Origin of the sequence: Pseudomonas sp. NFACC37-1, from assembly GCF_900101575.1 — a bacterium.
GTDB lineage: Bacteria > Pseudomonadota > Gammaproteobacteria > Pseudomonadales > Pseudomonadaceae > Aquipseudomonas > Aquipseudomonas fluorescens_AA.
This window is the reverse complement of the sequence record NZ_FMUZ01000006.1, coordinates 205,253-218,462: the sequence shown is the minus strand read 5'-3', so window position 1 is coordinate 218,462 and position 13,210 is coordinate 205,253. Positions and strand designations below refer to the sequence as shown.

Annotated in this window: 12 protein-coding genes; 4 read left to right on the top strand and 8 right to left on the bottom strand. The window is 62.6% G+C overall.

Translation table 11 applies throughout. From position 1 onward, the window contains the following. Positions 1–5: 5 nt before the first annotated feature. From BLP82_RS10245 to BLP82_RS10235, 3 genes are all read right to left on the bottom strand, one after another. Positions 6–1,238 carry a nucleoside permease gene (locus BLP82_RS10245; RefSeq protein WP_092167188.1) on the bottom strand — a complete coding sequence of 411 codons (1,233 nt, stop codon included), beginning with the start codon at positions 1,236–1,238 and terminating at the stop codon, positions 6–8. A 191-nt stretch (positions 1,239–1,429) separates the two neighbouring features. Further along, positions 1,430–2,554, bottom strand: a complete 1,125-nt coding sequence (locus BLP82_RS10240) for a sugar phosphate isomerase/epimerase family protein (protein ID WP_092167186.1) — start codon at positions 2,552–2,554, stop codon at positions 1,430–1,432. Beyond that, the gene (locus tag BLP82_RS10235) at positions 2,518–3,693 is read right to left on the bottom strand and encodes a Gfo/Idh/MocA family protein (protein ID WP_092167184.1); all 1,176 of its coding nucleotides are present in this window, start codon (positions 3,691–3,693) and stop codon (positions 2,518–2,520) included. Before BLP82_RS10235 ends, BLP82_RS10240 begins: the two co-directional genes overlap by 37 nt. 166 nt (positions 3,694–3,859) lie before the next feature. On the opposite strand from BLP82_RS10235, the gene BLP82_RS10230 reads away from it, so the two are divergent. Further along, positions 3,860–4,858, top strand: a complete 999-nt coding sequence (locus BLP82_RS10230; RefSeq protein ID WP_092167182.1) for a LacI family DNA-binding transcriptional regulator — start codon at positions 3,860–3,862, stop codon at positions 4,856–4,858. Positions 4,859–5,028: 170 nt separating this feature from the next. On the opposite strand, the gene BLP82_RS10225 is transcribed toward BLP82_RS10230, so the two are convergent. Continuing rightward, a complete protein-coding gene (locus BLP82_RS10225) occupies positions 5,029–6,120 on the bottom strand; it encodes an SMP-30/gluconolactonase/LRE family protein (protein WP_092167179.1) in 1,092 nt (363 codons plus the stop codon). Positions 6,121–6,216: 96 nt separating this feature from the next. Continuing rightward, complete coding sequence (locus BLP82_RS10220; RefSeq protein ID WP_092167177.1) at positions 6,217–7,341, bottom strand: sensor histidine kinase; 1,125 nt, start codon at positions 7,339–7,341, stop codon at positions 6,217–6,219. 216 nt (positions 7,342–7,557) lie between these two features. Between BLP82_RS10220 and BLP82_RS10215 the strand changes: the two genes are divergently transcribed. Continuing rightward, complete coding sequence (locus BLP82_RS10215; RefSeq protein ID WP_092167174.1) at positions 7,558–8,523, top strand: EamA family transporter; 966 nt, start codon at positions 7,558–7,560, stop codon at positions 8,521–8,523. Between the two features lie 323 nt (positions 8,524–8,846). Continuing rightward, positions 8,847–9,707 carry a CAP domain-containing protein gene (locus tag BLP82_RS10210; protein ID WP_092167172.1) on the top strand — a complete coding sequence of 287 codons (861 nt, stop codon included), beginning with the start codon at positions 8,847–8,849 and terminating at the stop codon, positions 9,705–9,707. A gap of 60 nt (positions 9,708–9,767) precedes the next feature. On the opposite strand, the gene BLP82_RS10205 is transcribed toward BLP82_RS10210, so the two are convergent. Both BLP82_RS10205 and ggt read right to left on the bottom strand, forming a co-directional pair. Next, positions 9,768–10,301, bottom strand: coding sequence for a cysteine hydrolase family protein (locus BLP82_RS10205; RefSeq protein WP_092167169.1), 534 nt, complete (start codon positions 10,299–10,301; stop codon positions 9,768–9,770). A gap of 40 nt (positions 10,302–10,341) precedes the next feature. Further along, positions 10,342–12,069, bottom strand: a complete 1,728-nt coding sequence (ggt, locus tag BLP82_RS10200; protein WP_092167167.1) for a gamma-glutamyltransferase — start codon at positions 12,067–12,069, stop codon at positions 10,342–10,344. A 162-nt stretch (positions 12,070–12,231) separates the two neighbouring features. Here ggt and BLP82_RS10195 point away from each other — a divergent pair, with 162 nt between their 5' ends. Next, a complete protein-coding gene (locus BLP82_RS10195) occupies positions 12,232–12,657 on the top strand; it encodes a GNAT family N-acetyltransferase (protein WP_092167165.1) in 426 nt (141 codons plus the stop codon). 130 nt (positions 12,658–12,787) lie between these two features. On the opposite strand, the gene BLP82_RS10190 is transcribed toward BLP82_RS10195, so the two are convergent. Then, positions 12,788–13,138 carry a hypothetical protein gene (locus BLP82_RS10190; RefSeq protein WP_060741574.1) on the bottom strand — a complete coding sequence of 117 codons (351 nt, stop codon included), beginning with the start codon at positions 13,136–13,138 and terminating at the stop codon, positions 12,788–12,790. Positions 13,139–13,210 lie beyond the last annotated feature (72 nt).

The window sequence follows — 13,210 nt, the reverse complement described above, 5'->3', positions numbered from 1 at the left end:
CTGCTTCAAGCCTTTGACGGCGCAACAAGCGCCTGCTGGCCACGGAAGGTAAACAGGAAGCAGACCCATACCAGCAGCGCAAAACCGGCCGGGAACAGCCAGATGCTCTGCCAGTCATGACCGCCCGCCACGACAAAGTGATCGGTCACCTGCCCCGCCACCCAGAAGCCGATCAGCATCCCCACACCATAGGTCGCCAGGGTAATCAGGCCCTGGGCCGAGCTGCGAAAGCGCTCCGGTGCCTTGGCGTCGGTGTAGATCTGCCCCGAGACAAAAAAGAAGTCGTAGCAGATGCCGTGCAAGGCAATGCCGGTGAACAGCATGAACGCCAGGTCGCCGTTATTGCCGTAGGCGAACAACACGTAGCGCAGCGCCCACGCCAACATGCCCACCAACAATGCCAGCTTGATGCCGAAGCGCTGGATGAACAGCGGCAACAGCAGCATGAACAACACCTCCGAGACCTGCCCGATGGCCATTTTCGCCGTTGGGTTGGTCATCCCGGTTTCAGCCAGGAACGGGTTGGCATTCTGGTAATAGAACGCCAGGGGAATGCAGATCAGGATCGAGGCGATGAAGAACACCAGGTAGCTGCGATCCTTCAACAGACCCAACGCGTCCAGCCCCAGCAGTTGCTTGACGCCGCCCACGCTGGCCTGTTCCTTGAGCGGCGCCGTGGCCGGTAGCGTGAAGCTGTAGAGCCCCAGGACCAGGGACGCGATGGCCGCCATCAGGAACGTATTGCGCAAGCCGCCTGCCGCGATCGCTTCGCGCGAATCCCAGGCGAACACGAAGCTGATCACCACGCCCGCGACGATCCAGCCAATCGTGCCCCACACCCGGATGCGGGAGAACTCCAGCGCCGGATCGCGCATCTGCCGGAAGGCCACGGAATTGACCAGGGCCAGCGTCGGCATGTAGACCACCATGTACACCAGCACGTACGGGTAGAACACGCTGAAATCCGCCGCCGAATACAGCTGATACAGCAACACCGCGCCGAGCAGGTGCAACACCGCCAGGATCCGTTCGGCGTTGAAGAAACGGTCGGCGATCAGGCCGATGACAAACGGCGCAATGATCGCCCCCCACGATTGCGTGGAGAACGCCATGCCGATCTGCCCCCCGCTGGCGCCCAGCGTGCTGGACAGGAAGGTACCGAGGGTGACGAACCAGCCACCCCAGATAAAGAACTGCAGGAACATCATCACGCTGAGGCGTGCATTCATCGTGGTCATGAGCGTCACCGTTTTATTGTTGTTCTTGTGGAAATGGAGTTTTGCAGAGCTCCTGTGGTGAGGGGATTTATCCCCGCTAGGCTGCGAAGCAGCCCCAAAAAACAGTCGACTCAATCAACCTGGGCGAACCGGGATGCCAGGGTTTAGGACTGCTTCGCAGCCCAACGGGGATAAATCCCCTCGCCACAGGGTTATCTCATCGGCATTGGGGGCAAGCCCAACAACCGCCGGTTGGAATCCTCATCCGCCGTGACGCTGGCGAAATCGTCGAACGCCTTACGGGTCTTGCTGATCATGTGCCGCTGGATGAACGCCGCCCCTTCTGCGGCGCCCTGTTGTGAATCCTTCAAGCAACATTCCCACTCCAGGACCGCCCACCCGCTGAAATCGTATTGGGTCAGCTTGCTGAAGATCGATTTGAAATCGATCTGGCCATCCCCCAGCGAACGGAACCGCCCGGGACGATCGACCCAGCCCTGGTAGCCGCCGTACACCCCCGAACGGGCATCGGGGCGGAACTCGGCGTCCTTGACGTGGAACATGCGGATACGTGCGTGATATCGGTCGATGAAGCCCAAGTAGTCCATCTGTTGCAGCAGCAGATGACTGGGGTCGTAGAGAACCGCCGCCCGTGGGTGATGATCGACCGCCTCCAGGAAACGTTCGAACGAGGCGCCATCATGGAGGTCTTCGCCGGGGTGGATCTCGTAGCACAGGTCCACCCCCGCCGCGTCGAAACAATCGAGAATCGGCAACCAGCGCCGGGCCAGTTCGGCGAAACCCTGCTCCACCAGGCCCGCCGGCCGCTGCGGCCAGGGGTAGAGATACGGCCACAGCAGCGCGCCGGAAAACGTCGCATGGGCCTTGAGACCCAGCCGCTGGCTGGCGCGGGCGGCCAGCTTGAGTTGCTCGATCGCCCACTCGGTCCGCGCCTGGGGCTGGCCACGCAAATGGGCCGGGGCGAAGTCATCGAACAGCGCGTCGAACGCCGGGTGCACCGCCACCAACTGGCCTTGCAGGTGCGTCGATAACTCGCTGATCTCGACACCGGCCTGGGCACAGGTGGCCTTGAGCTCATCGCAATAGGCCTGGCTCTCGGCGGCCCGGGCCAGGTCAATGTATTGCGTGCCCGATGTCGGCAGTTGAATGGCCTTGTAGCCTTGTGAAGCGGCCCACTGGGCGATGTTGGCCAGGGTGTCGAACGGGGCTTCGGCGGACATGAACTGCGCCAGGAAAATACCTGGGCCGCGCAGGCCGCTGGGTGTCTTGTCGAGGGTATTCACAACAGGGATGCTCCGGTTTGCACGGTGGTCCATTTCGCGTCGCCACGGTGATTGAGGATGGCGGCCTCGATGAACGCCATGCCACGCAAGCCGATCTCGATGCCCGGTACGCCCGGGGCGTCGGGGCCTTCGACATGGCTGCGAATGGCGTGGGCGAAATCACCGTAGAGGTTGGCCATGGCTTCCAGGTAGCCCTCGGGATGCCCGGCCGGCAGACGCATGCGCCGCGTGGCCGCCGCGCACAGCCACGGCTGGCCGAGACCGCTACGCAGGGTGCGCAAAGGCTGGTCGAAGGCGCGATGGATCAGGCTTGCCGGTTCTTCCTGGCGCCATTCCAAGGCGCCCTTGTCGCCGTAGACGCGAAGCTTCAGCGGGTTCTCTTCGCCGGTGCAGACCTGGCTGGCGATCAACACACCGCTGGCGCCGCCCGCCATCTTGAACAGCATCGCCGCATCGTCATCCAGTTGCCGCCCCGGGACGTGGGTGCCCAACGCAGCGCATAGCTGCTGGATCGGTTGGTCCGCGACGAACTCGGCCAGGGAAAACGCATGGGTACCAATGTCGCCGATGCAACCGCCCAGGCCGGACTGGCCGGGGTCGTCGCGCCATTCGGCCTGCTTATTGCCCTGGGCGGCGACATCCTGGCTAAGCCAGCCTTGGGGGTACTCGACCAGCACTTTGCGCACCTGGCCGATCACGCCCGAGCGCACCATGTCCCGGGCCTGCCACACCATGGGATAGCCCAGGTAGGTGTGGGCCAGGCCATAGAGGCAACGGCTGCCCTGCAGCACCTCGCGCAGGGCCAGCAATTGCTTGAGGTCCAGTGCGGCGGGCTTCTCGCTGAACACATGGAAACCGGCTTTCAAGGCCTCGCTGGCGATGGGTGCATGAAGATGATTGGGGGTGACGATGACCAGCAATTCCATGCGCTGGTCAAGCGGCAGCAGCGCTTCGGTGTCGAGCATTTGCTGCCAGTCGTGATAACAACGGGACGCGGCCAGGCCCAGGGCCGTACCCGTCTGCCGAGTGTTGTGCGGGTTGCGGCTGAACGCGCCGCACACCAGTTCGAAACCGCCGTCCAGGCCCGCGGCCTGACGGTGAGCCTGGCCGATGAAAGCGCCCTCTCCACCGCCGACGAAGCCCATTCTTATTTTCGGTGCTACAGGATTCATCGCGATTCTCTTCCTGTCAGGATGACGATGTAACCGGTTACATCATGGCGGAAATCTAGGCTCAGTTTCCCCGCGTGTCAAACCCAACGGGTTCACCGTTGAATATTTGTGAGGCGCTCAACCTGCGGTAAGCTCCCCCACCGTACCCCTGTTCCCCGAGGTGATTTTGTCCAACATTCGTGAGGTGGCCCGGCTGGCGGGTGTTTCGGTGGCCACGGTGTCCAGAACCCTGAAATCGCCCGAGCGGGTACTCCCCGAAACACGGGACAAGGTCAACGCGGCAGTGGAACAGGCCGGCTATCGGCCCAACCTGATGGCGGTGCAATTTCGCTCCCGCCGGACCGGCAACCTGGTGATCCTGGTGCCGGCCATCGCCAACACGTTTTTCGCCCGGGTCATCAGTGGCGCGCAACAGGCGGCGCAGGCGGCGGGTTATCGATTGCTGTTGTGCGACACCCAGGGTCGGGCGCAGATCGAGCGGGAATTCGCCGCCCTGGTCTACGCCCACCAGGCCGACGGGGTGATCCAGTTGCGTGCCAGCGATCCTTTCGAATCGATGCCCGCTGGTGCCGACAGCCTGCCGCTGGTCAACGCCTGCGAAGTGGTCAAAGGTGCCCCCTACCCGACTATCAGCCTGGACAACCGAGCCGCCGCCCAGGCCATGACCGAACACCTGATCGGCCTCGGCCATCGCCGCATCGGCATCATCAAGGGACCGCGCAGCAGCCCCCTGACCCTGGACCGCGTGGCCGGCTACCAGGATGCCCTGCACCGGGCCGGCATCGCCGTCGACCCCAGCCTGATCTGCCATGGCGACTTCACCTTGAAGGCCGGTGACGACGGTGCTGGGGCGATGCTGGCGTTGGCCGATCGCCCCAGTGCGCTGTTCTGTGAAAACGACGAAATGGCCATCGGCGCCCTCAGGCGCATCAAGCGAATGGGCCTGCGAGTGCCCGAGGATATTTCCCTGGTGGGCTTTGACGACATCCCGTTCGCCGCCTACTGCGACCCGCCCCTGACGACCATTTCGCAGCCCGCCGAGATCTTTGGGCAAAAAGCGGTGGAGATGCTGATTGCCCTGATCGAGAAAAAGCCGATTGCCGAACGGCATGTGGTGTTGCCGTTTGAGTTGACGGTGCGGGGCAGTACGGCTCCTTTGGCATGACAAGGAACCTGTGGCGAGGGGATTTATCCCCGCTGGCCGCGAAGCGGCCCTAAAGCCTGGCATCTCGGTGTATCAGGCTCATGAGGTTGACTGAGCTCAGGGCTGCTTCAGCCCAGCGGGGATAAATCCCCTCGCCACAATGGTCAACAGGCTGAAGATCAGTTGTTGCATCAGGCAAACGTCGCCCCCCGTGTATTCACGAACAGCGAGTACAACGAGTGGCTGCCGGCCATGAACAGCCGATTGCCTTCCCGGCCGCCGAAGCAGACGTTGGGGCAGCGCTCCGGCAGGGAGATGTGCCCGATGGTCTTGCCTTCGGGGTTGAATACCCGCACGCCGTCGAGCTTTTCCAGGTCGGCCTTAGGGTCGCCGTTGCCGCCCCAGCCGCACCAGAGATTGCCGCTTTCATCGCACTTGATCCCGTCGATCGCCGCGTAATCCAAGCCTTCGATGTGCTTGCGCCGCTCGCCCAGGGTGCCGTCGTCTTTGACGGCGATGGCCCAGATCAAGCGGTTGGGCTTGGCCCGGCCTTCGACCACATAGAGGATTTTTTCGTCCGGGGAAAAACACAACCCGTTCGGCCCCGCCAGGTCGTCGATCACCCGACTGACCTTGCCGGTTTCACCGTCGATGCGATACACCGCATGGGGCTGGACGGGCGTGACTTTATGCCCCTCGTAGTTGTTGCCGGTCTGGAACGGCGGGTCGGTGAACCAGACCGAACCGTCCCTTTTACAGACGATGTCGTTGGGCGAGTTGAAAGGCTTGCCCTCGAAACTGTCCGCCAGCACGGTGAGGGTGCCGTTGTGCTCGGTGCGGGTGATGCGCCGGCCTTCGCTGGAGGTGGTGGAGCCTTCGCACACCAGCAGCCGCCCCTGCCGATCGCGGCACATGCCGTTGGAGAAATTGGCATTTTCTCGGTACACCGACAGCCCGCCGGTGATTTCATCCCAGCGCACGATGCGGTTGTTGGGAATGTCACTGACCAGCAGATAACGCCCGTCACCGACCCACACTGGCCCCTCTGCCCAACGCAGGCCGGTGGCGAGCTTCTCCACGCTGGCGTTGAAGATGCGCAAGTCCATGAAGCTGGGGTCAAGGATATTGATCAGCGGGTCTGGGTAACGCTGGCTCAAGGGCTCGGCCTGGGCAAGCCCGGGCAAGTTGCCAAGGGTGGCGGCGGCGGCCGAGACCACCAGGGATTTTTTCAGGAACACCCGGCGGCCCTGATCGGCGGCGGTTGCAGATTGCGAAACATCCATCGTGCGTCTCCGTTAATTATTATTGGACGGGACGACAGTTTTACCCTGTGATAAGACATCGTACAAGAATACGAAAAGGCCCATCCGCACAATCGATCAGTCCGGATGCAGCGGTATACGCACAGTAAAGGTGGTGCCGACTCGCGCCTTAGAATGCACGTCGATGGTGCCCTTATGGGCCGATACGATCGCTGAAGCGATGTGCAAGCCCAGTCCGAGCCCGGCCGTGGAACCGTACTGCGTTTCACGCAGGTTTCGAACCATCGGGTTGAAGATTCTGGCAATGGCATCTTTCTCGATAGGCTTGCCCTGGTTGTTGATCGCGATCACTGCCATATCCTTTTCAGCGCTCACCGAAACGGTAATCGGCGTGCCTTCGGTGCCATGCTGGACGGCATTGCCAATCAGGTTGGCGAAGACCTGCTCCATGCGAGCCTGATCGAACAGCCCCTCCAGGGCACCGGTCGTTTCAAAGATGATTTTGCTTTCCGGATGATAGGCCCGCGCCTCCTCCACCATGCCTTCGCAGGCCAGTACCAGGTCACCGTTGAAGCGTCGCACCGGAATACCCGAGCCGAGTTGGGTTCGGGTGAAATCCAGCAGATCGCCAACGATTTTGTTGGCGCGCTTTACGCTGGTGTAGATGCGCGAAGTGATCTTGGTGGCTTTGGCGGGCAGGTCCCCCGCCCGGAGCAGCACTTCGGAACTCAGCAGGATCGCACCCAAGGGGCTGCGCAGGTCGTGTCCGAGAATCCCGAGAAAGATGTTGCGCGACGCATCCACCGCCCCGGAGTAGCTGACGACAGACTCGGCCAAGGCCTGGTCCACGGCCTCGTTGAAGCGAATCAGATCGTCCATGACCTGCTTGTGATCCAGCTGCGTATGCGGCATCCAGAGCATGAGCACGCTGGTGCGCAGGGCCCGGTATTCGGAGACCATTTGCTCCACGGTAAAACCCGAGGACTGGCGGATGACCGCATGGGTTTCGGCGGCGGTTTCGGTATCCGTCGCCAGCGCCTCCCCGTGGGACTTGGCAATCGCCTCCTTGCGCGTTTGCGAAGTGCGCAGGTCGGCGGCGATGGTGCGCAGCATCTGTTCGGCATGGTCGCGCAAGGCAATGGAATCCATGCCAATGGACGCGGGGGTGATGGTTTTGGCGAAGTCTTCCCACGCCTGAAGAATCGGCTCGATATTGTCGAGAATGAAATCAGCCAGGCGCATGAGTTGTTCCGTAAAAAGGGCAAGGCTGTAAACGACACAGCGGCAAGATTGTTGTACAGCAAAGCGCCGGACAATGTGCGAGACATACGAGGTGACGAGGGAGCTTGTCTGTTACCACCCTATGGGGTACAAAGTTTTTAGTTGTACGACAACTAATAACTAAAAATAGCCGGTCCGAGGCCTTTTGCCTTGGCGGCCGCCTTCGAGACACCTGCCATGACCCGCTCCACTGTCACACCTGATACCCCCACGCCACTACCCCGCCATCTCGCGGTGCTCGTCCTGCTGTGCATGGGCTGTGCCTTCGCCGGCAACCATGTCGCCGCCCGGGCCGCCTTCGACGACGGTGCCGGGGTGCTGCTGGCGATCCTGCTGCGCTCGGGCGGGACGCTGCTGGTACTGGCGACGATGGTGCTCTGGCAACGCCAGCGTCTGCGCCTGCCGCCCGGGGCGTGGCGTTGGCAGTTGACCCTGGGGTTGTTGATCGCCGCCCAGAGCCTGTGCCTGTACTCCGCCGTGGCGCGCGTGCCGGTGGCGTTGGCCCTGTTGGTGGGCAACGTGTTTCCGATCCTGCTGGCCTTGCTGACCTGGGCATTGGGCGGCCCCCGCCCGACGGCGCGCACCGCCGCATTGATGGGCATGATCCTGGTGGGGCTGGTGTTCGTGCTGGAAGTGCCGGCACGCTTATCCTCCTCACAGGACGTCGGCCCGCAATGGTTGCTCGGGGTGGGCCTGGCCTTCTGCGCCGCCTGCGTGTTCGCTTGCGCGCTGTGGATCACCGACCACAAGTTGTCCCAGGTGCGCGGTTCGGTACGTAGCCTGTTGACGATTTTCATCGTGTTCAGCAGCGTCAACCTCGCCGGCCTGACCGGTGCCCTGCCCGGCGGTTTCGACCTGCCGGCCAGCAGCACCGGCTGGTTGGCCCTGGCGACCCTGGTGGTGCTCTATGGCACCGGGTTCATCGTGCTGTTCATTTCCGTGCCCCGCCTGGACATGCCACGCAACGCTCCGGTGATGAACATCGAACCGCTGGCGACACTGCTGATCGGCTGGCTGGTGCTGGACCAGATGCTCAACCCGGGCCAAGTGATGGGCGGCGCGATTGTGGTAACCGGCATCGTGCTGCTGACCTATCGCAAGGTTGAACGGGTCAAGGTGCCTGTGGCTGGAACGGCGAATTGAACTGACTGAATCCACTGTGGCGATGGGATTTTTCCCCGCTTGACCATAGGAGCTGTCGAGCGAAGCGAGGCTGCGATCTTTTCCCAGACAATTGAGACACGAGCGAACGCTCAACAGGTCAAGATCAAAAGATCGCAGCTTCGGCAGCTCCTACAGGGTATTGGGCGAGCACACAGATAAGTCCCCATCCCCTGAAACTAGTTTCCAAACCCACAGTCCTACCCCAGCCGTGAAAACCTCGCCAACCTGCGACCACGGGTTTTCCAGCTGATCGGCGCCAAGCTTGGCGCTAAAGCAACTCCCTCTCTTGAGCCGTTCGCCCCATGCGCCACCTTGTTCGCTCTTGCCGTTTCGTTTCGCTGTGCCTGCTTGCCTTGTTTCCCTTATTCACCAGCCCCGCCCATGCGCGCGGCGAAAGGCAACTGGTGGACGCCATCAACGACTTCCGCAGCCAGACCCGCCGTTGTGAATGGCGCACGGTGCGCGCCACGCAGCCGCTGGTGCTGCGTTCGAACCTGGGCTTGCCGATCGGCTTTCGCGGTGGCCTGCGGGAAACCTTGCAGGACGCCGGCTATCAAGCCCGGGTCGTGCGCAGCATCCGCCTGACCGATGCACGGGATGCCGAAGAGGCCTTCGAGATGTTGGCGGACGAGCATTGCGCGGCGCTACTGGATAACCAGTACGCCGATATCGGCGTCAATCGGGTCGGTGACGAGTGGCGCCTGGTGTTGGCGCAGCCCATGGGTGGCACGCGGATGAGCGATGTGGGTTCGGCGGACAAGACACTGCTGGCCCAGGTCAACGCCGCCAGGGCCAAGCCAAGGATGTGCGGGCGCCAGCGCTTCGCGGCGGCTCGACCGCTGAGCTGGAACGCCGCGTTGGGAACGGCCGCCCAAGGCCACAGCCGGTCGATGGCCCAGGACAACTATTTCGCCCATCGCGACCCGGACGGTCGCTCCACCTCCGATCGCGCCAGGAGCGCCGGCTTTCGCGGACGTAAATTGGGTGAGAACATCGCCGCCGGCCAACGCTCACCGAGCCAGGCCCTGCACGATTGGCTCGCCAGCCCCGGACACTGCGCCAACCTGATGAACCCGATGTTCACCCAGATGGGCGCAGCGTCGGCCAGCGACTCGCGCAGCGATGCGCGGGTGTACTGGACGATGGTGCTTGGCGCGCCGTGAAAAACCATCCTCGAGGCTGAGCCATAGGTCTGCTGCTCCAGCCCAAACAGTGAGTATCGGCTACAAGCGGATTTCAGCAGCCGGCGTTACATCAATCCGCGATACCGCACTGCTCAGTCGCCCCAGCCGGTTGTTGTGGTTGGCGATGATCTGCTCGGCCGCCATGCTGCCGTTGTCCACGGTGGAATGGGCATCGGCCGCCAGGATCACGTCGTACCCCAGGGCATGGGCCTGGCGCACGGTGGCATTGATGCAATAGTCGGTTTGCAGCCCGCAGATCACCAGGCGGTCGATGCCTCGGGCCTGCAACAACGGTTGCAGGTCGGTCTGGTAGAAAGCATCGGCGGTGGTCTTGCGCACCCGCAGGTCATCCGCCGCGGTCGACAGGCCGACGGCCAGTTGCCAGCCGGCGGCGCCATGGGTCAGCGCCCCTTCCAACTCTTCATGCTGGATCAGGATCACCGTCCGGCCGGCAGCCCTGGCCCTGGCACCGAGGTCGCTGATGGTCCGGATGATGCGCTGGCTGTCGAAGCATTCCTCTTCGCCGCTGCACAGTGCGTTCTGGACATCGATAATCAGCAATGCGCTGTTCATGACCTTCCCTCTTCAAACCGTGTCGCAGCCGTGCAACTCATCAATAACCCAGCGACAACCCGGTGTTGCGACGGGGGTCGTTGGCGCCATAGAAGCGGTTCTTGCCCACTGGCTTGCCACCCAATGACGGCGCGCCGACCAGGATCGCGGCGATGTGGTTGGGGTCCTGCGGGCCGGCAAACTTGTGCCCCCAGCTCTCCAGCAGTTTCTGGGTATCGGGGCTGGCCGCGAACGTCTCCAGGTTGGTTTCCTCCGGCATCCATTGCTGATGGAAACGCGGCGCATCGACCGCCTCCTGGAGGTTCATGCCGTAGTCGATCACGTTGAGGATGGTCAGTAACGTTGCGGTGATGATCCGGCTGCCGCCCGGGGTGCCCACCACCATGACCGTCTTGCCGTCCTTGGTGACGATGGTCGGGCTCATGGATGACAGCGGTGCCTTGCCCGGCGCGATGGCGTTGGCCTCGCCCTGCACCAGGCCATACATGTTGGGCACGCCGACCTTGGCGGTGAAATCGTCCATTTCATCGTTGAGGATCACCCCGGTCTTGCTCGCCATGACGCCCGCGCCGAACCAGTCGTTCAAGGTGTAGGTAACCGAAACGGCGTTGCCCCACTTGTCGACGATGGAGTAATGGGTGGTGTTGCTGCCCTCATGGGGCGCCACGCCGGGCTTGATTTTCTGCGAGTCGCCGGCTTTTTGCGGCTCGATCGCGGCCCGCAGCTTGGCGGCGTAGTTCTTGTCCAGCAGATGGTCGATGGGGTTCTTCACGAAATCCGGGTCACCCAGGTAGCTGTTGCGGTCCACGTAGGCGTGGCGCATGGCTTCGATCTGATAGTGCATGCCCTGGGCCGAATGGAACCCCAGCTCCTTCATCGGATAGCCGTCGAGAATGTTCATGATCTGGCACAGCACCACCCCGCCGGAACTGGGCGGCGGCGCCGAGATGATGTGGTAGCCACGGTAGTCGCACTCCACCGGGGCGAGCTCGCGGGTCTTGTACTTGTCCAGGTCGGCCTGGGTAATGATGCCTTTGTTGGCCTGGCTGGAGGTGACCAGGGCATCGGCGACCCAGCCCTTGTAGAAACCGTCGGCGCCCTTGGCAGAGATTTCCCGCAGGGTCTTGGCGAGATCCTTTTGCACCAGCTTCTGGCCGACCTGCATGGGCTCGCCGTTGTGCAGGAAGATCGCACCGGAGTCGCGCATGTCCTTCTTGAACACATCGGTGGCGGTTTCCAGCAGATCGACATCACCCTGCTCCAGGGCGAAGCCTTCCTCGGCGAACTTGATGGCCGGGGCGATCAATTCCGCCCGCGGTTTGCTGCCGTACTTGCTCAACGCCAGCTCCATGCCGGAGACGGTGCCGGGCACGCCTACCGCCAGGTGGCCGCGGGTGCTGAGTTCGGGCACGACGTTGCCGTCCTTGTCCAGGTACATGTTGGCGGTGGCGGCCAGGGGGGCCTTTTCGCGGAAATCCAGGAACGTCTTGCGACCGTCGGCCAATTGCAGGGTCATGAAACCACCCCCGCCCAGGTTGCCCGCCGCCGGGTACACCACCGCCAGGGCATAGCCCACCGCCACCGCCGCATCCACGGCATTGCCGCCGTTCTTGAGCACATCGACACCCACATGGGTCGCCAGGTGCTGGGCGGTGACCACCATGCCGTTCTCGGCCGCCACCGGCGCCTGGGAAGCGGCGTACGCCGATAAACAACCGAGGGTCAGTGACGTCGCGATGAGGGTCCGGGCCAAGGATTCGAACTTCATGAGTCGGTCTCTTCTTGTTTTTTGGGGATAGGGATCGCTTCAAAAGCATTAGGCAGTATGGCTTGGTTTGCGTAATGCGCCTTCCCCGCCGACCGGGTGACGTCATGGCAGCCTTTGGGATAGGCTCCTGGGCTTGATCTTGACTGAATAGGGACATCGCCGATGACGCTACGAATCGAACGCACAGACACGCCCACCGACGAAGAACGCCAAGCCATCCTCGCCCCGCTACGCGCCTTCAACACCGCCAAGACCGGTGGAAGTGCACCTGAACTGGTGGCTTGGCTGGTGCGGGACGAGAAAGGCGAAATTGTCGGCGGGCTCTACGGCCGAGTGTTTTTTCGCTGGCTGTATATCGAGCTGCTGGTGGTGCCGGAACAGGCCCGGGGCCAGGGCACCGGCTCGACCCTGATGCAGATGGCCGAAGCACTGGCCCGAGAGAAAAACTGCGTGGGCATCTGGCTGGACACCTTCGACTTCCAGGCCCCGGCGTTCTACCGCAGACACGGTTTCACCGAGTGCGGCCTGATCGACGACTACCCGCCGGGCCACCAGCGCTTCTTCTTCCAGAAGCGCCTGGACACCTGAAGCACAACCCCCTGTGGGAGCGGGCTTGCTCGCGAAGACGGCTTAACATTCAACATCGATGTCGATTGACCCGACGCTTTCGCGAGCAAGCCCGCCCCCACATAGGATCCGGGGCATTAGTGCGAGCTGCTTACAAGCAAGTCGCCAACGCCGCCAACCGGCGCTTGGCCACGAAGTCGTCATGCTTGGCGTAATAACTCAACTCGGTGCCCGTCGCGCCGGCGTGCAAATCGACAAACGATTCGGCGGAGCGGGTGTAGACCGTAGAGCCACCTTTCTTGCCCGGTTGCAGGTAGGCGCCGGCATCGACACCGAATACCGCTTCGTCCTGCCAGGAAAACTGCACGCACTGGGCCACGACCTGTTCCGGCTTGTCCGAGGTCAGGGTCTTGTAAGGGGCCTGGGTCCGAGCCTCGTTCATCGCCGAACCCGCGCAGCCGACCAGCAAAGTGGCGGCCAGGGCCACCGTCAACATTCGCATTGCGTTCACTCATCGAAAAAAAACGGACTGTAGCACTGCGGCCCGAGCCATCGTGCTGCTTTACTGAAATTT